Raw genomic sequence first — 24,070 nt, forward strand, 5'->3', positions numbered from 1 at the left:
GTCTTTGTCACTCGATGTCTGGCGCCAGTGCCGACAACCCCTTGAGGATGTCGATGGCATAGGCTAGCTGGTAATCCTCTTCGCGCAGTTCAGCGGCCTGTTCGGCCTTGGCGCGGTCTTCCTCGATCTGGCGGATCTGATCTTCGGACAGGCTGTCGTTGCTGATCGCACCCCGCAGATCGGCCTCGGAGTTCAGAAGCGGCGGACCATCTTCCTCTTCTTCGGTCGCGGGCGTGCGGGGGGGCTGCTGCACGATGATGTCCGGGCTGACGCCCAGCGCCTGGATCGACCGACCCGACGGCGTGTAATAGCGTGCCGTGGTCAGGCGCATCGCACCGTCACCGCGCAGCGGCATGATGGTCTGGACCGACCCCTTGCCGAAGGATTTGGTGCCCACGACAATCGCGCGGCGGTGATCTTTCAGCGCGCCCGCGACGATCTCGGAGGCCGAGGCCGAGCCGCCGTTGATCAGCACGACGATCGGCTTGCCCTGTGCCAGATCACCCGGCGTGGCGTTGAACCGGTCGCCATCGGCAGGATCGCGGCCACGGGTCGAGACGATCTCGCCCTCTTCCAGGAACGCATCCGACACCTTGATCGCCTGCGTCAGCAGGCCACCGGGGTTGTTGCGCAGATCAAGAACGAAGCCGTTCACGTTTTCGATGCCACCCATGTTCTCGACTTCTTCCGCCAGCTTCTCTTCAAGATTGGGAAAGGTCTTGTCGTTGAACGTGGTGACCCGCAGCACGATGGTTTCGCCCTGTGCGCGCGTGCGCACGGCCTGCAATTCGATGGTGTCGCGGATGATCGAGACGTCGAAGGGCTCCTGTTCGCCCTCACGCACCACGGTGATGATGATTTCAGACCCGACCGGCCCGCGCATCTTTTCGACGGCGGCATCCAGCGTCAGACCCAGCACACTCTCACCATCGACGTGGGTGATGTAATCGCCCGCTTCGATGCCGGCTTCGGCGGCGGGAGTGCTGTCGATGGGCGAGACGACCTTGATAAAGCCCTCTTCCTGCGTGACCTCGATGCCCAGCCCGCCGAATTCGCCGCTGGTCTGAACCCGCATCGCGGCCGCATCGTCAGGCGACAGATAGGACGAATGCGGGTCAAGCGATGTCAGCATCCCGTCGATTGCAGCCTCGATAAGTTCGGATGCCTCGACTTCCTCGACATATTGCGAACGGATACGTTCGAAGATGTCGCCGAACAGATCAAGCTGCTCGTAGACACTGGCATTGCGGGTTTCTTCCTGGGCCAGAAGGGGCCCTGCGATCTGCGTCGTGGCGATCACACCTGCCAGCGTACCGCCAAGTGCGGCCATTACGAATTTTCTCATCAGACTTTATCCATCCTTACCTTGGCGGAACCACGATGCCGGGTCCTGCGGAACGTTGTCTTGTCTTACTTCTATATAGAGCGTTTCGGAACGGGCAGTGCCAGAGCCTTCACCTTCCTGTGACATTTCAGTTGCCGCAGCGGCGGTCGAAAGGCCACCCATCAGCCCGATTGGCGCATCCGTCGCGACCACTTCGCCGGTCTGCACGTAGACCGCGCCCAAACCTGCAAAAATAAACAGCGTATCGGGCTGCGGTTCGAGAATCACCACCTGCCCGAGATCCAGCAGAGGGCCCTGGTACCGCACGGTCGCCGCCGTTGGCGATGTGACCAATGCGCCTGGCAGCGTGCCGAGCAGGATACCGGGGCGCGCTATCCCCGCCGCGTCCGCCTCGTTCGCGCCACGCAGCACCAGCCCGCGCACCGGCAAGGGCAGATCGCCGATGCGTGCGGCCAGGTCGGGCAGGCTGACTGCCTGCTCGTCCTGCGCGATGTTCGAAATTTCTGCCGAGAACGCGCCCAGCGTTTCCGAGGATTCGATCAGGATCGCGGTGTTCACCGGATCTTCGGTAAAGCGGCGCGGCAGGTCGGTGCGTTCCGCCATCGCCTTGGACAGTTCCGTGCGGGCGGTCTGAACGCCGCTCAGACCCCTTTGCATCTGCGCGGCGGCTTCGGTCTGGATCGCGCGCAGGTTCTGCACGTCCTCCAGATCGCGGCGCAGCCCGGCGGCACGGGCGTTCAGCGCTGGCGTCAGTTCGGCCAGCAACATGCCCGCGCGCGCGGTGCCTGTCGGCCCGTCGGGGTGCAGGAACGATGTGGGTGACGGCGTGGCCCCAATGGTCTGAAGCGTGCCGAGAAAGCCCGCCACCTCGCCGTCGCGCGCCTCGAGCTGGCGGGTCAGTTGCGTTTCGCGCAGCGACGCACGGCGCAAACCGTCGCGCATCGCGGCCAGACCCGCCTCGTAGGCCTGGATCGTGGCGGTCAGCGCCTTGACCCGGTCGCGCGCACTATCAGCGGCATCCAGCTGCGCCGCCGCCTCTTGCAGTTGCGCCCCTGCGTCCTGCGCCAGCGTCGCGCCGTCCTGCGCGAGCAGAATTGCAGGCCAGAGGCCCACCAGAAGTACAAGCGCGCGGATCATGTCAGCAGATTGCTCCCGGTCATTTCGTCCGGCTGTTCCAGCCCCATCAGGTGCAGCAGCGTCGGTGCCAGATCGGCAAGCCTGCCGTCTTTCAACGTGCCTTGCGCCCCCACGACGGCCACTGGCACCAGATTGAGCGTGTGCGCCGTGTGCGGACCGCCGGTTTCCGGGTCAATCATCACCTCGCAATTGCCGTGGTCAGCCGTGACGATCATCGCACCGCCTGCGGCCTCAAGCGCGTCCATGACCTGCGCCAAGCCACAGTCCACCGCTTCGCAGGCGGCAATCGCGGCATCCAGATCGCCGGTGTGACCGACCATGTCGGGGTTGGCATAGTTCACCACGATCAGATCGTAGCCATCGCCGATGGCCTGCACCAGATGCGCGGTGACTTCCTCGGACGACATCTCGGGTTGCAGGTCATAGGTGGGCACATCAGGGCTTTTGGGCATATGGCGGTCTTCGCCATCGGCTGGCACCTCGACCCCGCCGTTCAGAAAGAACGTCACATGGGGGTATTTCTCGGTCTCCGCGATGCGGAACTGGCGCAGTCCGTGCTGTGCCACCCAGGCGCCCAGCGTGTTAATGATCGCAGGCTTGGGATAGGCCGTTTGCATGTAGGCGGCGTGCTGATCGGAGTATTCCGCCATGCCCAGCAGCGCCGACCAAGCGGGCCGTGTGCCCGTCTCGAATGCCTCGAACTCGGGCGCGCCGATGGCCGCCATGATCTCGCGGGCGCGGTCGGCGCGAAAGTTCAGGCAGAACACGCCGTCTCCGTCCTCTGCACCGGCATATTCTCCGATTACCGTGGCTGGTATGAATTCGTCTGTCTTGTCAGCGGCATAGGCTTGGGCCACAGCATCCTGCGCAGTCGGCGCGGTATCGCCCTTGGCCTGCACGACTGCCTGATATGCCTTTTGAACGCGGTCCCAGCGGTTGTCGCGGTCCATCGCGAAATAGCGGCCCGTGACGGTCGCGATGCTTGCGCCCTCGGGCAGTGCCGCGATCAAGGTGCGCAAATACCCCTCGGCTGATTTCGGGGCCACGTCGCGGCCGTCGGTCAGCGCGTGGACCTTCACCGCCAGACCGGCTTGCGTACAGGCCTTGGCCGCGGCGATCATGTGGTTGAGGTGTCCATGCACGCCGCCGTCGGACACGACGCCCATCAGATGCGCGGTGCCGCTTCCCGCCCTGACCGCGCGGATGAACCTCTGCAGCGCATCGTTCTCGAAGAACGAGCCGTCCTCTATGGCCAGGTCGATCTGGCCGAGGTCCATCGCCACCACGCGCCCCGCGCCGATATTGGTATGCCCCACTTCCGAATTGCCCATCTGCCCCGAAGGCAGACCCACATCGGGCCCGTGGGTGATCAGTGTCGCGTTCGGGCAGGTCGCCATGATGCGGTCGAAGGTCGGCGTATTCGCAAGCGCGGGCGCGTTTCCGGTAGTATCCTCGCGCAGACCCCAGCCATCAAGAATACACAGAACAACGGGTTTTGAGGGCATGATGCAGCGCGGCCTTTGTGACTATATCGTGGCGTTCTAACCCAGCGCAGCGGCGACGTGAACCGTTTTGAACGGAATTGGCGGAATTGGTTGCAGACCTTTGCCGACACTGTGGAGTATGCAGGGCTGGGCTGACCGTAACCCCCTTGCATGGGGGCAGCCTTCCGGCCCATAAAGGCAGCGCTATCCGACCGATGAGGACCCCATGACCCTGCAAGCCCCCGAGACCAAGATCGTCGATCAATACCGCGTGGCCTGTGACGGCTCCGAAGGGGCGCTGGGCCACCCGCGGGTCTGGCTGCAAATTCCGCAGGCGCAGGGCTGGATCGAATGCCCCTATTGCGATTGCAAATTCGTCCACGCAGACCACACGGCCGACAGCTGAAACGGCTTGCCGTTGCCCTGCTTGTCCTGCTTCTGAGCTATCCAGGTGCCGCGATCATCGGCGCATTGATCCCGTCGGGCGGCAGCGTTGACGCTGCAGCCCCCACACGGCAGGTGCTGCTGATCGCCGGACCGATCCATTATGATTTCATCCTGCCGCTGGACGCCGAAACCCACGCGGCATTTGCCGATCTGCCGGGGGCTGTCGATCTGATGGGCGTCGTCGGCGCGCAAAATCTGCTGGTCGGCTGGGGGGCGCGCGATTTCTATACCACGGTCGGCACCTATGGCGACGTGACCGCGCGGGCCACGTGGCGTGGCGCGATTGGCGACACGTCGGTCATGCGGCTGGACGTCGTGGGTGCGGTGCCCCCCTCGCTGGACCTGCGCAGCCTGCGCATGACCGAGGCCCAATACGCGCGCTTCCTGTCCGCGCTGCGCGCCAGCTTCGATGGCGCGGCCCCGCTGGAGAACCCCGGCTTTACCGCCACCGATCTGTTTTATCCTGCCGTCGGTCGTTTCAACCTGCTGACCACCTGCAACGTCTGGGTCGGCGGGATGATCCGCGCCGCAGGTCTGCGCTTTGGCAGCTGGACGCCACTGCCGCTGTCGGTCAGCCTGTCGCACTGGCTGTACCAGTCAGCGGATTGAGCCGCCCGCCGCCCGGTCGGGATTTGAGTTTATTTTGCAAGATGAAGCTGTGGACCGTGCGCGCGAACTAAATCCGCCTGAGCCCGGCGCACCGTCTGGAAGCTGTGGCGCGCCTGTGGCACAAGACTGCCAAAGCCAGCAGCGAGGGTGCGATGTCAGGAAAATTCGGAAAAGGGTGCCACCTGCACCTGATCGACGGCTCGGCGTTCATCTTTCGCGCCTACCATGCGCTGCCGCCGCTGACGCGCAAGTCCGACGGGCTGCCCATCGGGGCCGTGGCCGGGTTCTGCAACATGCTGCAACGCTATGTCGAGGGCAACGCGGGCGGCGACGTGACCCATGTCGCCGTGATCTTCGACAAGGGCAGTCACACCTTCCGCAACGACATGTACGACCAGTACAAGGCCAACCGCGATGCGATGCCCGAGGACCTGCGCCCGCAGATCCCGCTGACCCGCACCGCGACCCAGGCGTTCAATATCGCCTGCAAGGAGAAAGAAGGCTTCGAGGCTGACGACATCATCGCCACGCTGGCCGTACAGGCCCGCGCCGCAGGGGGCCGCTGCACCATCATCAGCAGCGACAAGGACCTGATGCAACTGGTCGGCGACGGCGTTGAAATGCTGGACGCGATGAAGAACAAGAGCATCGACCGCGACGGCGTGTTCGAGAAATTCGGCGTCTTTCCCGACCGCGTGGTCGATGTGCAGGCACTGGCGGGCGATAGCGTCGACAACGTGCCCGGCGCGCCCGGCATCGGGATCAAGACCGCCGCCTTGCTGATCAACGAATTCGGCGATCTGGACGCGCTGCTGGCCCGCGCCGACGAGATCAAGCAACCCAAGCGGCGTCAGACCCTGATCGACCATGCCGACCAGATCAGACTGAGCCGTGATCTGGTGCGGTTGGACGAGAACACCCCGCTCGACTTTACGCTGGACGATCTGGAAGTGCGCGAGCCCGATCCCGACCGGCTGCTTGAGTTTCTGGCAGAGATGGAGTTTCGCACCCTGTCCAAACGCATTGCCGAGGCGCTGCACGTCGAAGCACCGGTGATCGAGGACAAGGCCCCCGCACCCGCCGATATGCCCGAGATAGAGAGCGTACCGTTCAACGCGGATGCCTACGAACACGTCCGCGACGCCGCCGGTCTGCAGGTCTGGATCGACCGCATCCGCGAGCGTGGTTACGTGGCCGTGGACACCGAGACCACCGGTCTGGATGAGATGACTGCCGAACTGGTCGGTATCTCGCTGTGCATCGAAGCCGGGCAGGCCTGTTACATTCCGCTGATCCACAAGGACAGCGGCACCGATGATCTGTTCGGCTCGGACGCGCTGGCCGAGGGGCAGATGCCGCTGGAGCAATGTCTGCAGATGCTGACTCCGGTGCTGGAGGACCCGTCGGTCCTGAAGATCGGGCAGAACATGAAATACGACGCCAAGATCTTTGCGCAGCTTGGCATCACCGTGGCGCCGATAGACGACACCATGCTGCTGTCCTATGCGATGCACGCGGGCCTGCACAATCATGGCATGGACGCGCTGTCGGAGCGCTATCTGGGGCACACGCCGATCCCGATCAAACCGCTGCTGGGCACGGGCAAATCCGCGATCACCTTCGACCGGGTGCCGCTGGATAAGGCTGTGCCCTACGCGGCTGAGGATGCGGACATCACCCTGCGCTTGTGGCAGACCCTGAAACCGCAGTTGCACCGCGTCGGCGTGACCAAGGTCTACGAGACGCTGGAGCGTCCGCTGGTTCCGGTGCTGGCGGCAATGGAACGGTCCGGCATCAAGGTCGACCGCGATACGCTGTCGCGGATGTCCAATGCCTTTGCCCAGAAGATGGCGGGGCTGGAGGACGAAATCTACGAACTGGCGGGCCGCAAGTTCAACGTGGGCTCGCCCGCGCAGGTGGGCGAGGTCCTGTTCGAGGACATGGGCCTTGAGGGCAGCAAGAAAGGCACCAACGGCAAGTATTCCACCGGGGCCGACATCCTGGAAGACCTTGCCACCCTGCATGATTTCCCGCGCCGGATTCTGGACTGGCGGCAGCTGAGCAAGCTGAAATCCACCTATACGGATGCGCTTCAGGATCACATCAACCCGGAAACGGGGCGGGTTCACACCTGCTATTCCATCGCGGGCGCATCGACCGGGCGGCTGGCCTCGACCGATCCGAACCTGCAGAACATTCCGATCCGCAGCGAGGAAGGCCGCCGCATCCGCGAAGCCTTCGTCGCTGAGCAAGGCAAGACGCTGGTGGCGCTGGACTATTCGCAGATCGAGCTGCGTATACTGGCGCATATCGCCGACATCCCCGAGCTGAAACAGGCCTTTGCTGATGGCATCGACATTCACGCGCTGACAGCGTCCGAGATGTTCAATGTCTCGCTGAACGATATGACGCCCGAGATCCGCCGCCAGGCCAAGGCGATCAACTTTGGCGTGATCTACGGCATCTCGGGCTTTGGCCTGGCGCGCAACCTGCGCATTCCGCGGGCCGAGGCGCAGGGCTTCATCGACCGTTATTTTGAACGCTTCCCCGGCATCCGCACCTATATGGACGACACCAAGGCCTTCGCCAAAGAGCACGGGTTCGTCCAGACGCTGTTCGGCCGCAAGATCCACACGCCCGAGATCGCCAGCAAGGGCCCGCGCGCCGGTTTTGCCGCCCGCGCCGCGATCAACGCGCCGATCCAGGGCACTGCCGCCGACGTGATCCGCCGCGCGATGATCCGTATGCCTGCGGCGATTGCGGATATCCCGGCGACGATGCTGCTGCAGGTGCACGATGAATTGCTGTTCGAGGTCGAGGCCGGGTCAGAAGATGCGCTGATCGACGCCGCCCGCGATGTGATGGAAAACGCCGCCGATCCGGTGGTCAAGCTGGACGTGAAGCTGACGGTGGATGCGGGCAAGGGCGCGAACTGGGCCGAGGCGCACTGATGGCCTGACCCGGCGTCTCAGCCGGGGATCGTCATCCGGGCCACCAAGCGCCGCGCCAGCGGTGCGACAAACAGGACGACCGGAAAGGCGACCGCCCAACTGGTCAGCCATGCGCCCATCCAGATCGTCACGAAGCCCTCCCAGACCTCGGTGGCGCGCAGCATGCTGATGCCCGAGACGATCAGCGACATCATCCCGCTGAGGAAAAAGCCGAAGGCGATGGGGGCGTAGCGGGCGGGAATCACAGGCGGACCTCGTTGGCTGGGAGTGCTGCGAATTTCACACGACAGGCGGGCCAGGTCCATATGTCTTGGACCTTCAGGCCGACTTCATCCAGCCCAGCGTCTTGTCTGTCTGCGCACCCGGCGTGTATTCGGCAGACACCCAGCCATCATAGCCGCTGTTGTCAATCGCGCGGAACAGGGCCGGAAAATCGACGACACCCGAGCCAGGAGGCCCGCGACCCGGCGCGTCGCCGATCTGGATGTGGCGGATCAGCGGGCGCATCGCGGCAAAACACGCCAGCGCATCGCCGGTGATTTCCTGTGCATGGTAGCTGTCCCATTGCAGCGCCAGATTGTCGGCACCGACCTCTGCGATGATCCCGGCGGCAAGGTCGAAATCGTTCAGAAAATAGCCCGGCGCGGACGCGGGGCAGAGCGGTTCCAGCGTCAGGGTCAGACCGACAGGCGCAAGGCCGCAGGCAAGTTTGAGGTTTTCGACCATCGTCTTGCGCGCAGCGTCTCCCTCCGCCACGCCTGCCATCACGTGAATGAACGACACACCCAGCGCCTGCGCAAAGCGCGTGGCGCGGCGCATGTCGTGGGCAAACCGGTCCTCGCGCCCTGCCATCGCCGCGAACCCGCGGTCGCCGCCGGTGTAGTTCGGCGGCGGCGCGTTGATCAGGACCATCTCCAACCCGCAGCGTTGCAGGGCCTGCTGGATCTCGCCTGCAGGAAAGTCATAGGGAAACAGCACTTCGACAGCCGTGAACCCTGCCTGCGCCGCCGCGTCGAAACGGTCGAGGAAGGGCAGCTCGGGCCAAAGATGTGTAAGGTTTGCGGCAAATCTGGGCATGATCGCCAGCTTGGCCCACCCCGCAGGGCGCGCCAAGGTCTAATCGTATGGTTTCAGGGCAATTCGTCCGACGGGATGATGCCGAAGAACGCGCCGCGGGACCACACGCCGAACCAGCCGTCGTGATGCGTGCCGATGTCCACCAGCCGGTAGAAACTCTTGCGGTCGATCAGCGCCTCGAGGTTGCGGCGCACGATGATATAGGGCGACGGCTCGCCGGTTTCGGCGTCGCGGACCACGCGGATCGGCGTGTCGGGACCCGCCACCGTCACGTCGTCGGTCTTGGTCACGAATGTCAGTTCCTGCTCCGTACCTTCGCCCTCGACATCGAAATCCACCGCCAGAAACGGCGCGTCCTCGACGGTGATCCCGACCTTTTCGACCGGGGTGACGAGGAAATAATCGTCGCCTTCGCGCTTGAGAATCGATGCGAACATCTTGACCAGACCGGGCCGCCCGATCGGCGTGCCTTGGTAGAACCACGTGCCATCGCGTTTGATCTGCATGTCCAGATCGCCGCAAAAGGCGGGGTCCCACTTGTCCACCGGCGGCAGTCCGCGTGTTTTTGCTGCTTTTATCGACGCAACAAGGCTGTCAGCGTCGGGCGTCACGGTTTTTTGTCCGCTCATGACTGGATTTTACCCCTTCCGGCTTTTGCTATTTCGCGTTTGCACGATACGTTGTCTGCAACAGCAATATAACCTGCGAGAGTGAAAAGTCATGAGTGACGCCGAAAACATGGTGGCCGAGATCGAAGCACTGGGCGAGAAACTGGCCGAGGCCAAGGCGTCGATCACCCGCCGGTTCATCGGACAGCCGCGTGTCGTCGAGCTGACGTTGACGGCGCTTCTGTGCGGGGGTCACGGACTTCTGATCGGCCTGCCCGGCCTGGGCAAGACGCGGCTGGTCGAGACGCTCAGCACGGTGATGGGGCTGGACGGCAACCGCGTGCAGTTCACGCCCGACCTGATGCCTGCCGATATTCTGGGGTCAGAGGTGCTGGACACGGGCGCGGATGGCAGCCGGGTGTTCCGCTTTCTGCCCGGTCCGATCTTTTGCCAGTTGCTGATGGCCGACGAGATCAACCGCGCCTCGCCGCGCACGCAATCGGCGCTGTTGCAGGCGATGCAGGAGAAAACCGTGACCGTCGCAGGCGAAGACCGCCCGCTGGGCAACCCGTTTCACGTGCTGGCGACGCAAAACCCGATTGAGCAAGAGGGCACCTACCCCCTGCCCGAGGCGCAGCTTGACCGGTTTCTGGTGCAGATCGACGTCGCCTATCCCGACCGCGACACCGAACGCGATATCCTGATCGCCACCACGGGCGAGCTCGAGGACAGATCCGTCGCGGTGTTCTCGGATGGCGAACTGCTGGCGGCCCAACGTCTGCTGCGGCGGATGCCCGTGGGCGACAGCGTGGTCGAAATGATCCTCGATCTGGTGCGTGCCTTCCGCCCCGATGCGCCCGATGCCTCGCAGCAAGTGCGCGACAATGTGGCCTGGGGCCCTGGCCCGCGCGCCTCGCAGGCGCTGATGCTGGCAGTGCGCGCCAAGGCGTTGCTGGATGGCCGTCTGGCCCCCTCCGCCGAGGACGTCGTCGATATGGCACGGCCCGTTCTGAGCCACCGGATGGCGCTGAACTTCGCTGCGCGGGCACGGGGCGACAGCCTTGTTGACCTGATCGAAACCACCGCCGCGGGCCTGTCCCGCCGGGGTGAGGCCGCCGCGTGACGCCAGACCCGATCACCCTGCGCCAGTCTGCCGAAAATCAGGCCGCGCGCCTGCCCGCCCTGCTGGCCCGTGCCGAGCATCTGGCAGGTGCCGTCCTGCTGGGAGATCACGGTCGCAGACGTGCGGGCACCGGCGACGATTTCTGGCAATATCGCCCCGCACAGGTGGGCGACAGCCGCCGCATGATCGACCACCGCCGCAGTGCGATGGGCGACACCCAGTTCGTGCGCGAACGCGAATGGCAGATCGCGCAATCGGTAATGCTGTGGTGCGATCAGGGCGCCTCGATGCGGTTTAACAGCACCGACGCACTGCCGACCAAGGCCGAACGAGCGCGGGTTCTGACGTTGGCGCTGGCGATCCTGCTGGTGCGCGGCGGTGAACGCGTGGGCCTGACCGGCACCCGCCTGCCGCCAAGGCGCGGTCGGATGCAGGTGATGCGGCTGGCCCAGATGCTGTCGGAGGATTCAGACGATGATTACAGCCCACCCGAACACCGCGCGATGATCCCCCATGCGCAGGCCATGTTCGCGTCGGACTTCATGGGCGATATCGCGGATGTGCAACTGGCCCTGACCAAGGCCGCCGACCGCGGCGTGCGCGGGGTTCTGATGCACGTGCTGGACCCCTCGGAAGAGGCATTTCCCTTCCGGGGACGCACGATATTTGAAAGCGTCGGCGGCACCCTGCGCCACGAGACGCTGAAGGCGAATGACCTGCGCGACCGCTATCTGGAACGTCTGGCCGCCCGCAAGGCCGAGTTGCAGCGCCTCTGCGCGCTGACTGGCTGGCATTACGGCGTGCACCACACCGACAGCAGTGCGCAATCAGCCCTGTTGTGGTTGTACCGTGCGATGGACAGAACAGTGATGGCACGCGGATGACGGTTCTGGGCGGCATAGGGTTCACAGCACCGTGGTTGCTGGTGGCATTGGCGGCCTTGCCGATCCTCTGGCTGATCCTGCGCGCGGTTCCGCCCGCGCCGATCCGCCGCCGTTTTCCCGGCGTGGCGCTGCTGTTGGGGCTGAACGATGCCGACGCGGTGTCGGACCGCACGCCGTGGTGGCTGATGCTTCTGCGGATGCTGGCCGTGGCGCTGGTGATCCTGGGCCTTGCCGGTCCGGTGATGAACCCCGAAACCGAACGTGCCCGCATCAGTGGCCCCCTGCTGGTGGTGCTGGACGGCACATGGGCGGGGGCCGCGCATTGGCCGCAGATGATCGAAACGCTGCAGGGCGAGCTAGACCGCGCCGCCACCGACGACCGCGCGGTTGCCGTGCTGCAACTGACCCGCCCCGAGGCCCCTGTGTTTCAGGCCGCAAGCACTTGGCCCGCGCGCCTTGCCGGGTTCCAACCCGCGCCTTGGCAGCCGGGCGATGCCCAGATTGACAGTGCGGTCGCGCTGATCGCCGGGGCAGAGGCCACCAGCGCCATCTGGATCGGCGACGGGTTGGCCTATGACGGGCAAGACCGCGTGCTGAGCGCGCTGGAGACACTTGGGCCGCTTTCGGTGATCCAGTCGGGGCAAAACGTCCTTGGGATGACCCCCGCGACCTATGCCGACGGTGCCGTGCAACTGTCGGTGGCGCGTGCCGCCAGCGGACCTGCGCGCGCCGTGACGGTTCTGGCGCAGGGACGCGATCCTGCCGGCAATCCACGCGTTCTGGCCACCGCTCAGGCAGACTTTGCCGATGGCGCGACCGAGGCGCAGACCGAACTGGTTCTGCCCGCCGAGTTGCGCGCCCGTGTCACCCGTTTCGAAATACAAGGCGGGCGCAGCGCTGGTGCGATGACCCTGACCGACGACAGCCTGCGCCGCCGCGAAGTCGCGCTGATCGCGGGCCGCACCGACCGCGAAGGGCTGGAACTTTTGTCGCCGCTGCACTACCTGCAACAGGCGCTGGAACCCACCGCCGACCTGATCGACGGTGCGCTGGCCGACGTGCTGCCCGCCAATCCCGATGTGATCGTTCTGGCAGATGTGGCAGGCCTGACCGACAGCGAAAACGCGGACCTGTCCGCCTGGGTCGAAAACGGCGGGCTGCTGCTGCGCTTTGCCGGCCCGCGTGTTGCCGCGAGCGACGTCAGCCGCGATACCGTCGATCCGCTGATGCCCGTGCGCCTGCGCAGCGGTGGCCGCAGCGTCGGCGGCGCAATGAGCTGGGGCGAGCCGAAATCGCTCGCTCCCTTCCGCAACAGCTCGCCGTTCTTCGGCCTGAACATCCCTGAAGACGTGCGGGTCAGCGCGCAGGTGATGGCGCAGCCCGGTCCCGATCTGGCCGAAGCGGTGATCGCCGATCTGTCGGACGGCACGCCGCTGGTGACGCGCAAACGCATGGGTCAGGGGCAGGTGGTGCTGTTCCACGTGACCGCCAATGCCGAATGGTCCACCCTGCCGCTGTCCGGTCTCTTCGTCGAAATGCTGGAACGGCTGGCGGTTTCCTCCGCCGCCGCCACGCCCGAGGCCGCCGATCTGCAAGGCACAGTGTGGCAGCCCGAGCAGGTGATGGACGGCTACGGCGCGCTGCGCGACGCGGGCACATTGCCCGGCATCGACGGCCCCCGGCTGGTCGAGGCACCGCTTGGCCCCGACATGCTGCCCGGTATCTATGCCTCCGACGACCGCTATCTGGCCCGCAACGTGCTGAGCGCCGATGCGGTACTGACCCCCGCCACATGGCCCGCGCGCGTGCCCGTGACCGGATTTCGCGCCGCCCCGCCCGAGGCCTTGGGCGGTCTGCTGATGGCACTGGCGCTGTTGCTGCTGGCCGCCGACGTGGTGGCGTCACTGGCGCTGTCCGGTCGGCTGGGGCCGACACGTGGCGCTGTTGCGGCCCTCGCAATGATGCTGATGCTGCCGCAGGGCGCCGACGCGCAGGACACCGAGGTGCAAAGCGCAATCGAGGCCACATCCGAAGTCGTGCTGGCCCACGTCCTGACAGGCAACGCCGAGATCGACGAGATCGCCGAGGCAGGCCTGCGCGGGCTGTCCGACACGTTGTTCTTCCGCACATCGGTCGAACCCGCGCCGCCCATGGGCGTGAACCTGGAAACCGACGACCTGGCGTTCTTTCCCATCCTTTACTGGCCGATCACCCCCGACCAGCCGCGCCCCTCGTCCGAGGCCTACGCGCGGCTGAACGACTATATCCGGTCCGGCGGGTTGATCCTGTTCGACACGCGCGATGCCAATATCGCAGGTTTCGGCACCGCCAGCCCCAATGGCCGCAAGCTGCAGGACCTGGCCGCACCGCTGGATATCCCGGCGCTGGAACCCGTCCCCGGCGACCATGTGCTGACGCGTACATTCTATCTTTTGCAGGATTTTCCGGGCCGCCACATCAGCCGCGATGTCTGGGTCGAAGCAGCCCCGCCCGGTGCCGAACAGGTCGCGGGCATGCCGTTTCGCAATCTCAACGACGGGGTGACGCCGGTGGTGATCGGCGGCAATGACTGGGCCGGGGCTTGGGCGGTCGATACCTCGGGCAATCCGATGCTGCCCGTCGGCCGCGGCTTTGGCGGTGAACGTCAGCGCGAGCTGGCCTACCGCTTTGGCATCAATCTGGTGATGCACGTGCTGACCGGGAACTACAAAAGCGATCAGGTGCACGTGCCTGCGTTGCTGGACAGGCTGGGCCAATGACCGGAACCATCGTATTCGATCCGCTGCTGCCATGGCTCTGGCTGGCTGTGCTGGCCGCGATTGCCCTTGCGGGCGTGGCGCTGGCGGTGTTTCGCGGCCTGCGCGGCTGGGCCCTGCGCGCTGCTGCGGCGCTGGTCGTGCTGGCGGCATTGGCGCAACCGTCCTATCAGGTCGAAGACCGCGCCCCGCTGAGCGATATCGTCATTCTGGCCGAAGACACCAGCGCATCGCAGGGCCTGCCGGGCCGCAGCGAACAGACGACGCAGGCCGCCGACGCGCTTGAGGCGCAGTTGACCGCGCGGCCCAACACCGAAGTGCGCCGCATCACCGTGCCCGACGCCGAGGGCGATGGCGGCACCCTGCTGATGCGTGCCCTGTCGGATGCGCTGGCCGAAGAACCGCAGGCGCGGGTGGCGGGTATCATCGCGCTCAGCGACGGACAGGTGCACGACGCCGACATGGCGCTGGCCCTGCCCGCGCCGCTGCACCTGCTGCAATCGGGCTTTGCCGACGATTGGGACCGCCGCCTGACCGTAGTGGGTGCCCCCGCCTTCGCCATCATCGGCGAGCCTGTCACCCTGACCCTGCGGATCGAGGACATGGGTGCCGCCCCCGCAACAGAGCCCTTTGCCGAACTGGACATCTCCGTCGACGGCGAGGACGCGCAAACCTTCCGCGTGCCGGTGGGCCAGGACATCGACCTGCCCGTGACTTTGCCCCATGGCGGGCGCAACGTGATCCAGTTCACCACCCCGACGCAGGAAAACGAGCTGACCGCGCGCAACAACACCGCGTTGATCCAGATGAACGGCGTGCGCGACCGCCTTCGCGTTCTGCTGGTCTCGGGCGAGCCGCACGCAGGCGGGCGCACATGGCGCAACCTGTTGAAATCCGACAGTTCCGTCGATCTGGTCCACTTCACCATCCTGCGCCCACCAGACAAGCAGGACGGCGTGCCCGTGGGCGAGTTGAGCCTGATCGCCTTCCCCACGCGCGAGCTGTTTCTGGAAAAGATCGACGACTTCGACCTGATCATCTTCGACCGCTACAAGCGGCGCGGCATCCTGCCTGCGCTCTATCTGGAAAACGTCGCCAACTACGTGCGTCAGGGCGGCGCGGTCCTTATTGCCGCCGGACCCGACTTTGCCACTGCCGACAGCCTCTACCGTTCGCCCCTGGGCGCGGTCATCCCGGCGGTGCCGACGGCGCGCGTGCGGCAGGACGCCTATCTGCCCAAGGTCACCGATCTGGGCGAACGTCATCCCGTCACCACCAACCTGCCGTCGCGCGGCGATTGGGGCCGCTGGCTGCGCCAGATCGACGTCACGCCCAATTCCGGCGATGTGGTGATGTCTGGCCTCGACGACCGGCCGCTTCTGGTACTCGACCGCGTCGAGGAAGGACGCGTGGCATTGCTGGCCTCGGATCAGGCCTGGCTTTGGTCGCGCGGCTACGAAGGTGGCGGGCCGCAGCTGGAACTGCTGCGGCGACTGGCCCACTGGATGATGAAGGAACCCGAGCTTGAGGAAGAGGCGCTGACCGCGACCGCCACCGGACAGTCGATGCGCATCCTGCGCCGCACCTTGGACGAAAGTGTGCCGTCCGTCACGCTCACCGCACCCGATGGCACCACGACCGAACTGACCCTGCAAAACATCGCACCGGGCCAGTTCGTCGCCGACTACCAAGGCCCCGAGATCGGTCTCTACCGTCTGGAAAACGGCGATCAGACCGCCGTGATCGGCCTCGGCCCCGCCGCCCCGCGCGAGTTCATCAACACGGTCGGAACTCCTGAGTTGCTGCAACCCGCAGTCGACGCCACGCGCGGCGGTGCGCTCTTGCTCGAAGAGGGCCTGCCCGACATCCGCAACGTCCGCGAGGGCCGCCCCGCCGCAGGCCGCGGCTGGATCGGTCTGACGCCGCGCAACGCCTTCGAGACCCGCGACGTGCGCGCCTCGGCGCTGCTGCCCGGCTGGCTGGTCCTGATGCTCAGCGCATTCTTCATCATCGCCGCGTGGCTGCGCGAGGGGCGCAGACGGTAAAGCTCTTCATTTTGCCGGACAAACTCCGGGGTGAGGCCGCAAGGCCGAGGGGCAGAGCCCCTAATGTCCCACTTCGACCTCGACCGACGCCGATTGCCCCGATGCGTCGATCACCGAAATCCGGCTGAACCCCGCCCCATCCAGCGCCAGCGCCACCTCGCGCTGTCTCAGCCCCGACGCGACCGGCGCGCCGTTCAGCAACACGGTCAGCGGCAGTTGCCCGCCGCGCAGCTTCACCGTCAGCCCGCTCCCCCCCGCAAGCACCGCGCCGCTGGGGGGAAAGGCCACCGTCAGCGTGTCGCCAGAGCGCACCGCACCATAGCGCGCGTCGAAACGTTGCAACGGTTGCGGCAGGCGCGCCGTGGGCACGATCAGAGTCTCGGGCGGCGGTGGCGGCAGCGGATCGCGGGCAGACTTCAAACGGCCAAAGGCTTCGAACAGAACCGGCGCTGCCAGGTCACCGCCAAAGGCACCGGGCACCGGCGTGCCATCGGGCCGTCCCATCCAGACGCCGATCACATGCCGCCCGTCATAGCCCACGGCCCAGGCGTCGCGGTGCCCGTAGGACGTGCCGGTCTTGTACGCCAACCCCATCACACCCGCGCCTGCTGGCGGCGGACTATCCGACAGGATATCGCCCACCTGCCAAGCCGCCGCGCGCCCGACCAGCCGCGCAGGCGGCGCATCGGACGCCATGGTGTTCAGGTGCAGACGTGGCCCTGCACCGCCCTGGGCCAGAGCCGCGTAAAGCTGCACCAGATCGCTCAGCGTCAGCCCGACACCGCCCAGCGCCACCGCGAGGCCGGGTTGTCCCTGCACCACCGGTAACGCGCCGCTGCGGCGCAATGCGGCCATCAGGCGGGCAGGGCCAAGCGCCTCGGTCAGTGCGACCGGCGGAATGTTCAGCGACAGTTGCAAGGCCCGCCGCGCGGTGATGTCGCCGCGAAACATGCCGTCGAAGTTCTGCGGCGCATAGTGGCCAAAGGCCGTGGGGCGGTCGGGCATGATGGTTTCGGGATGCGCCAGCCCCCGGTCAAAAGCCAGCGCATAGATCAGCGGCTTCAGCGTCGATCCCGGCGAGCGCAGGGCGCGCGTCATATCGACGAACCCCTGCGTCCCGTCCCCATCCGTGTAATCGGCCGACCCGACCGAGGCGCGCACCTCGCCCGTGCGGTGGTCCGCCACCAGGATCGCGGTGGACACGCCGCGCGGCTGATCGTGCACCGCCCGTGTCGCCAGTGCCTCGAGTGCAGCTTGCAGGCGCGCGTCCAGGGTGGTGTCGTGGCGCGGGTTCAACGGATTGGTGGCGACCAGATGATCACCCACATGCGGCGCCAGTCGCGGCATCCGCGCCATGCGCAGGGGCAGGGCGGCGTGCGTCGCAGGCAGGCCCAACCGCGCCAGAACCCGATCGCGTGCCGCTTGGGCAGCCTGCGGGAAACGGTCCGGGCGGCGGCTTTCGGGCGACTGCGGCAAGGCGATCAGCAGCGCCGATTCCGCTGGTGTCAGCCGCCTCGGCGGCTTGGCAAACCACGCGCGGGTGCCCGACTGAATGCCCTCGACTGCGCCGCCGTAGGGCGCGTGTTGCAGATAGAGCGTCAGGATCGCGTCCTTGTCCAGCCTCCGTTCCAGCGCCCACGCGACACGCATCTGGCGCAGCTTGCCCGCCCAGCGTCCGGTGCCCGTATTTTCCAGCAAGCGCGCCACCTGCATCGTCAGCGTGGACCCGCCCGACACCACATCGCCATTCCACGCCGCCTGCCCCGCCGCGCGCAGCAGCGCCAGCAGATCGACGCCGTTGTGTTTGGTAAACCGTTTGTCCTCATAGGCAATCAGCATCCGCACGAACACCGGATCGACATCCGCCAGCGAAACCGCCAGCCGCTGACGCCCATCTTCAACCGGATAGGCGCGCAACAGCGTGCCGTCGCGCGCGCGCACTTCCACAGAGGTTTCCGCCAGCACTTGCGGCAGCACGGTTGCCGCAACCCAGTCGTCCCAGGCATCGCGCAGCCCCGCGATCAGGCCCAGAGCCAGCGCCAGCGCAATCAGGCTGCGCGCGCCTATCACGGCGTGACGGTCATGCGGCCCGTCGCCGTCACCGCGCGGTATTCGGGGCGGTACATATCCTGCACCAGCGCCGCCGGGTGGTGATAATCGCCCGGACTAATCGCCCGTACTACGTAGGCCAGTTGGAAAGGCTCATCCCCGCGATGATCCACCGCCGCCACGAAGCGTTCGGCGCGGAACTGTACGGTCTCGGTCTCGGGCACCTGCAACCATTCCAGTGCACCGATATCCCCTGCGCGCAGCAGGTTGGGGTTGTCGATCTCCAGCCCCGCAGGCAGTGCGTCGTCCACGATCAGCCGCGCGCCCACATCCTCGAAGGGTTGGATGGTCAACACGACCACACGCCGCTCGCCGGCGGCGAAGGGTCCATCGACGGCTTCACCCTTCATCGTGTAATATGCGCGCTCGATCGCATAGCCGTAACCGCCCGCATCCGACGCCACCACCGGTACGCCGTAGGTGGTCAGCGTCACGTCCGTGGGCACGCCCGACACATTGCGGATGCTGTGCGGTTCGCCGCCTGGCTCCATCGTCTCAATCACCGGGCCGCTGGCGGGCTGGTCATCCACGGTCAGACCGGGGTTGGCCGTATCGGCGCTCAGCGCCTGCGAGGCCATCAGCACCTGTGCGGCCTCTTGGGTGGACAGGCTGCGGCTGGTGTTGCCGATGCGTGTCGCCACGGCGCTGCGGTCAATCGCATTGCTGCCCGACAGCGCCGCAAGTTTCAGAACACCTGCCGCATCCCGCAGCGGCGTGCCGAAGTCCGCGCGGAACCGGGTCGGTTCTTCCGCATCATTTGCCATCTGCGCGCTGGCGGTAGCAAAGAGCCCGTCCGCCCGCAGTTGATCCCCGTACATCGCCAGTGCCGCGCCCAGCTGGGCGGTCGCCAGTGGTGTGCCGAAATCATCGCCCTTGGTGTCGGCATAATAGCGCAGATCGCCCATCGACGCGGACCCGTTGCGCGCCAGAACCAGCAGCGCATAGGCGATGTCTTCGCCGCCCTCGTCAAAGTCGGCGGCGTAGTTCACCCGGTTCTTGAGGTTGTCCATCGCCAGATCGTAAGCCAGGTCCGGCACCGCGAAGCCCTTGTCGCGCGCCTGTGTCAGGAAATCCGTGACGTAGACATCGAGCCAGAAGTCACCCGATTGCGCCCGCCACAGACCGAACGCGCCGTTGCTGGTCTGGCGCGCTAAGACGCGGCGAATTGCGCCATCTATACGCTCCGGCAGGTCGGTGATCCGGGCTGCGGGCGCGAAGTCGCTAAGGTACAGCAGCGGCAGCGCTGCGGACGTGACCTGCTCGGTGCAACCGTAAGGGTAGCGGTCGAGTTGCATCAGAAGTCCCGGCACATCGAACCGCGCCAACGGCCCCGCCGCCAACGTCGCCCGGGCCGCGCCCGGTTTCAGGCCCGCAAGCACGTTGTCGTCAAAGGTAAAGACCTCGCCTGCGCCGAGGCTGAACCGCCGTGTCGTCGCGACCTCGGGGTCGGTCACCCGCACGCCCAGCGCCAGTGTCTTTGCCAGTTCCTTGCCTGCGGGCGTCGTCAGCGTGACGGTGACAGTATAGTCGCCAGCGCGCGCGGCACTGAACGGAACGGTGATGCGCTGCGAGGCCCCCTCGGCCAGATCGAACGAGGCCGGGGCAGTGCCCAATTCCAGCCCATCCGAGGCCAGCGCCAGTTGCACGGTGCCGCCCGGTCCATCTGCATGGACCACGTCCAGCAGCAGGCGGCTGCTGTCGCCGGGGGCAAGGAACTTCGGCAGCGACGCAGTCACGACCACGGGATCGCGGGCCAGCACATCGGCCTGCGCCTGCCCGACAGAGGTTGGGGACCATGCCACGGCCATCAGGCGAATCGTGCCGTTGAAGGCAGGTCGCGGAATGCTGACGGTGGCGGTGCCATCCGCCCCCAAGGTAACCGGCCCGGTGAACCACGACATCAGCTCTTCGGTCGGCGGCGGCGATTGCAGCCCCTCCAAACCCGCGGCATCGCCGCCAGACCTGACCGTACCCAGAGCGCCGTTCATCCCGTCGATCAGACGGCCATAGACGTCGCGCATTTCAACGCCCAACCGGCGCTGGCCAAAGTAATGACCGGACGGATCGGGCGCCTGATAGCCGGTAAGGTTCAGAATGCCCACATCGACGGCGGCCAGCGTGACAAAGGCTGTTTCGCCTGCGGCGACACCTTCGACCCTGACCGTTGCGTCAAAGCTGCCCTTTTGCCCGTCCACCGCGTCGGGTGCGCTGACGCTGACGGCCAGTTGCCTGTCGCCGGGGGCCACGGCGGCATGCGCCACGCCCAGCGCGCGGGCCGGGTTTTGCCCCGCCTGCACATCCATCGGGCGGATGACCGAGGCTGTGACATAAGCCCCTGTGCCCCAATCTGCGCCGACTGTCAGCGGCACGATGTTTTCGCCTGCCGTCACCGCGACCACGCGGCGGTCGATCACACGGTTCGATGCCACGGTGATCAGCGCGGTGCCGTCATAGCCCGGCACCAGACGCAATTGCGCGGTATCGCCCACGGCGAAGCTGTCGGCGTTCAGCGACATCTCCAGACGGTCGGGCGCATCGCTGCCTTCACCGGCACCATACCAGCCTGAGTAGAAATTCGCGGACGACGCGATATAGGGCGCGCCCGAGGTTTCGACGACCAGTTCATATTCGCCCCATTCGGTCGCGGCCTCCACGGTGACAGGCACCTGCCCCAGCGTCGCGCTGCCCGAGGCGACGCGTATGCGGCGGGTCGTCGGCTCCCAATTCCAGTTGCCGTAAAGCTGATACCATTGATACTGCGTCTCGACGCGGTTCACGGTCCATTTCACCGGCAGTGTCCCTTCGGTCGCGATCAGGTCAAAGCGGGCGGTGGACATCTCGGGCAGCACATCATCAAACGCCGGGTTGATCCCGATCATTGCGCCTTGCGGTGCAATGGGTGCTGTGACCTCGCGTTCCACCGGGCGGCCCGATCCTTCGGACACGCGGACGGTCACGCGGGCTTCCAACAGTTGCCCTTCCGGGTCCACATCGGGCAGCACCAGCGGCAGGGTTAGGGTGCCGTCGGCACCGGTGCGCGCGGGGTCCAGATAGCGGGTGCGCGGCGAGAATTGCGTGTCATGGCGGCCAAAGCTGTAGCCGGGCCAGTCGTCCAGCCCGTCGCGGCGCAGCAGGCGCACTTCGCCCTCGACAGCCAGATTGGCACCCGCTGCGCCGAACAGATAGCGCGCGTCGATCTTCAGAGGCGGCGTGTCCGTCAGACGCAAAGGTGCATCGGGCAAAGACAGGTCAAAGTCGATGCGTTCGGGCAGGAAATCCTCGACCAGGACGGTTTGCGTCGCCAGCGGAGCGGCCTCGAGATCGGATTTCAGGTCCAGCCGCCACGCGCCGCGCGGCACGTCCATGCCCAGCGGCAGGTTGAACACGTGGCCGCCTGCCCGTGGATCGGTGGACAGCGTGCGGCTGTATTCCACACCATCGGGGCGCGTCAGGATCGCTGTCAGCGGCAGGCCCGCAATCGCCTCGGCCCTGCCGTCGCGGGTCAGGGCGGTCACGTTGATCACATCACCCACGCGGTAGGCACCCCGGTCGGTCGCCATGAAGGTGTCGATGGGCGGTGCGGGCGGGCGCCCCTCGACGCCGCGATCAGACAGGTCGAACGCGGGATCGGTCAATGGCAGGAACGCCATGTCTTCGGGATCATCCGCAGCGCCGATCTGCGCCACCAGCAGCGCAGGGGCGGAGCCGCCGGTGCCGCGCACCAGCCCCGCGTCGAAACTGGCAAAGCCGTCCGCGCCCGATGTCGCCTGCCCCAGAACCACGTTGGCGCGCGAGATCAGTGTGAGTGTGACACCCGGCTGCGCCTCGGCGGTGCCCAGCGACCGGGTGGAGACGGTCAACCCGTCGATGCCCTGCCAGGTGGACAGGCCCAGATCGGTCAGAACGAACCACTGGCTTGCCGTCGCCGCGTCGTATCCCTCGACGTCAGGCTGGCGCGCGGTCAGCACGTAGATGCCGGTGGGCTGCCCTGCCAGCGCGTCGCCCAGCGGCAGGCGGGTGGTCGTGTCCACGTTCAGATCGTTCTGCACCTCGGCGGTGCCGGTCCAGACCTCCTGCGCGATCTCGTCCGCGAACTGCCGGTCGGCGTAGTAGGACATCGGCGTGCCGAAATAGCTCTCCTGGATGGCGCGCAGCAGGTTGCGGTCAGAGACGCGGCGCAGGGCCAGATCGACCTGCGGCATGTTCACCGTCTCGATAGGCAGGGCGGCATCGGCGCTGCGCGGCAGCACGTAGGACCGGCCCGGAAAACGTACAAGAGGGGCCCGATCTCGTACGTAAATGTTTAGCGTGACATCGCGGGCCAGCGTCTCGCCGCTGGCGGCGGGCAGACCGCTGCGAAAGGTCACCTCGTAGCGTGCGCCGTGCTGGACGCCGTCGAGGCAAAGCTGACGGTCTTCGGCCTGCACCACCACACCGGCGGCGGCGGTGCGCGCGAAGGGTTCATAGTCGACCCCGGATGCGGCAAGGTCTTCGGAGAATTCGGCGCAGATGCGCGGGCTGGCGGCGTCGTTGTCAACCCGGTGATCGACCACGCGGAACCCGTATTTGCCGATGGCATCCTCGAGTGCTGCGTCGATGTCGTCGCGCGGCTGGATGTCATAGGCCAGCCGCAGCGCAGGGATCATGTCGCGGCCACGCTCCAGCGCTTCCAGTGCTTCGGCCATGCCTTGCAGGGCGGCGGCCCTGGCCCCGGCACCATCCGCGCGCAGGTAGGCGTTTATGGTTGCGGGCAGGGCTTCAAGACGCGACTGACGGCGGAAATCGGACGGGTCGGACGTGCCAAGACGCAAGGCATGATAGGCCCAGTTTTCCCACAGATCGCCCCGGTCGGTCAGCGCCAGCGCCGCGCCCAACCAGCGCATGCCGGTCACGCGGTTGTTCTGCGCAAAGGCCTCGGCCGAAGCGGTCAGCATCTGGTCCGCCGTGCGGCCATTGACGGCAAAGCGGATCGGGAACCCTTCGGCGAGGTCGCGCGCGGCCTCCAGATCGTTCTGTCCGAGGAACTTCAGGTCTTCGACACGCTGGGCCTGCTGCGCCAGCACGGCAGGATCTGTCGCGACCCGTTCGGCGGAAAACGCACCCGCATAGGGGGTGCGGTCGGTCACGGCGGATTTGGGGAAACAGGCGTTCGAGCGGCTGTTGTAGGTGAACGCGACGCAAGCGCCGTTCGCGTCGCAGGCATTGGTGCAGGCGGATTGGGTCGTGTCAAAAAGCGGCGTCAGGTCCGCGCCGTAAAAGTCCACATCGCGCGAATAGACATAGCGGTGATCGGGCACGATGTCCTGTGCAAGGGCCGCCGAAACCCAGGCCATCGTCGCCAACACCAGTGCCGAAAATATGCGCGTCATGATAAAATGCTCCATCCCAAACTTTGCAAACGGTGCCACGGCGTCGCCCCCCTTGGCAACGATTCATGCTGGCATTCGGGTCGTGTCGGGCTGTCGACGCAGACGCTCCTGCGGAACTTAAGACCA

At 66.1% G+C, this 24,070-nt stretch carries 15 protein-coding genes; 7 read left to right on the forward strand and 8 right to left on the reverse strand.

The genetic code is table 11. The features are described 5' to 3' along the window. Positions 1-7: 7 nt before the first annotated feature. The 3 genes from NTA49_RS02090 to gpmI are packed head-to-tail and all read right to left on the reverse strand — an operon-like array spanning position 8 to position 3,987. Positions 8-1,345: a S41 family peptidase gene (locus NTA49_RS02090; protein ID WP_258292990.1), complete on the reverse strand. Its 1,338-nt coding sequence runs from the start codon at positions 1,343-1,345 to the stop codon at positions 8-10. A gap of 6 nt (positions 1,346-1,351) precedes the next feature. Continuing rightward, positions 1,352-2,482 (reverse strand): murein hydrolase activator EnvC family protein, encoded by a 1,131-nt coding sequence (locus tag NTA49_RS02095; protein ID WP_258292991.1) that lies wholly within the window; start codon positions 2,480-2,482, stop codon positions 1,352-1,354. Next, positions 2,479-3,987, reverse strand: a complete 1,509-nt coding sequence (gene gpmI / locus NTA49_RS02100; protein ID WP_261368064.1) for a 2,3-bisphosphoglycerate-independent phosphoglycerate mutase — start codon at positions 3,985-3,987, stop codon at positions 2,479-2,481. The genes NTA49_RS02095 and gpmI overlap by 4 nt, the downstream gene beginning before the upstream one ends. 205 nt (positions 3,988-4,192) lie before the next feature. Here gpmI and NTA49_RS02105 point away from each other — a divergent pair, with 205 nt between their 5' ends. The 3 genes from NTA49_RS02105 to polA all read left to right on the forward strand — a co-directional run bounded on the left by NTA49_RS02105 (position 4,193) and on the right by polA (position 7,973). Continuing rightward, on the forward strand, positions 4,193-4,372 hold the full coding sequence (locus NTA49_RS02105; RefSeq protein WP_258292992.1) for a zinc-finger domain-containing protein: 180 nt from the start codon (positions 4,193-4,195) through the stop codon (positions 4,370-4,372). Continuing rightward, on the forward strand, positions 4,333-5,022 hold the full coding sequence (locus tag NTA49_RS02110) for a DUF2459 domain-containing protein (protein WP_258292993.1): 690 nt from the start codon (positions 4,333-4,335) through the stop codon (positions 5,020-5,022). The genes NTA49_RS02105 and NTA49_RS02110 overlap by 40 nt, the downstream gene beginning before the upstream one ends. A gap of 152 nt (positions 5,023-5,174) precedes the next feature. Further along, a complete protein-coding gene (polA, locus tag NTA49_RS02115; RefSeq protein WP_258292994.1) occupies positions 5,175-7,973 on the forward strand; it encodes a DNA polymerase I in 2,799 nt (932 codons plus the stop codon). Positions 7,974-7,990: 17 nt separating this feature from the next. Here the strand turns inward: polA and NTA49_RS02120 are convergent, their stop codons facing one another. From NTA49_RS02120 to NTA49_RS02130, 3 genes are all read right to left on the reverse strand, one after another. Continuing rightward, complete coding sequence (locus NTA49_RS02120; protein ID WP_258292995.1) at positions 7,991-8,218, reverse strand: DUF2798 domain-containing protein; 228 nt, start codon at positions 8,216-8,218, stop codon at positions 7,991-7,993. Between the two features lie 73 nt (positions 8,219-8,291). Beyond that, entirely contained in the window at positions 8,292-9,050 is a 759-nt protein-coding gene (locus NTA49_RS02125) for a hydroxypyruvate isomerase family protein (protein WP_258292996.1), read from the reverse strand. A gap of 53 nt (positions 9,051-9,103) precedes the next feature. Continuing rightward, positions 9,104-9,679, reverse strand: coding sequence for a DUF1285 domain-containing protein (locus NTA49_RS02130; RefSeq protein WP_258292997.1), 576 nt, complete (start codon positions 9,677-9,679; stop codon positions 9,104-9,106). 91 nt (positions 9,680-9,770) lie between these two features. On the opposite strand from NTA49_RS02130, the gene NTA49_RS02135 reads away from it, so the two are divergent. Genes NTA49_RS02135 through NTA49_RS02150 form a run of 4 tightly spaced genes read left to right on the forward strand, consistent with a single transcriptional unit; the run spans position 9,771 to position 16,466 of the window. Next, positions 9,771-10,781, forward strand: coding sequence for an AAA family ATPase (locus NTA49_RS02135; protein ID WP_258292998.1), 1,011 nt, complete (start codon positions 9,771-9,773; stop codon positions 10,779-10,781). Next, a complete protein-coding gene (locus NTA49_RS02140; protein WP_258292999.1) occupies positions 10,778-11,665 on the forward strand; it encodes a DUF58 domain-containing protein in 888 nt (295 codons plus the stop codon). The genes NTA49_RS02135 and NTA49_RS02140 overlap by 4 nt, the downstream gene beginning before the upstream one ends. Next, positions 11,662-14,424: a DUF4159 domain-containing protein gene (locus tag NTA49_RS02145; protein ID WP_258293000.1), complete on the forward strand. Its 2,763-nt coding sequence runs from the start codon at positions 11,662-11,664 to the stop codon at positions 14,422-14,424. The genes NTA49_RS02140 and NTA49_RS02145 overlap by 4 nt, the downstream gene beginning before the upstream one ends. Then, complete coding sequence (locus NTA49_RS02150; RefSeq protein ID WP_258293001.1) at positions 14,421-16,466, forward strand: hypothetical protein; 2,046 nt, start codon at positions 14,421-14,423, stop codon at positions 16,464-16,466. Before NTA49_RS02145 ends, NTA49_RS02150 begins: the two co-directional genes overlap by 4 nt. A gap of 60 nt (positions 16,467-16,526) precedes the next feature. On the opposite strand, the gene pbpC is transcribed toward NTA49_RS02150, so the two are convergent. Together pbpC and NTA49_RS02160 are read right to left on the reverse strand one after the other, a co-directional pair. Next, positions 16,527-18,536, reverse strand: coding sequence for a penicillin-binding protein 1C (gene pbpC, locus NTA49_RS02155; RefSeq protein WP_258293002.1), 2,010 nt, complete (start codon positions 18,534-18,536; stop codon positions 16,527-16,529). Continuing rightward, positions 18,533-23,944 (reverse strand): alpha-2-macroglobulin family protein, encoded by a 5,412-nt coding sequence (locus NTA49_RS02160; RefSeq protein ID WP_258293003.1) that lies wholly within the window; start codon positions 23,942-23,944, stop codon positions 18,533-18,535. The genes pbpC and NTA49_RS02160 overlap by 4 nt, the downstream gene beginning before the upstream one ends. Positions 23,945-24,070: the final 126 nt, after the last annotated feature.

The organism is Pseudosulfitobacter koreensis, from assembly GCF_024733015.1.
Classification (GTDB): Bacteria; Pseudomonadota; Alphaproteobacteria; order Rhodobacterales; family Rhodobacteraceae; genus Pseudosulfitobacter; species Pseudosulfitobacter koreensis.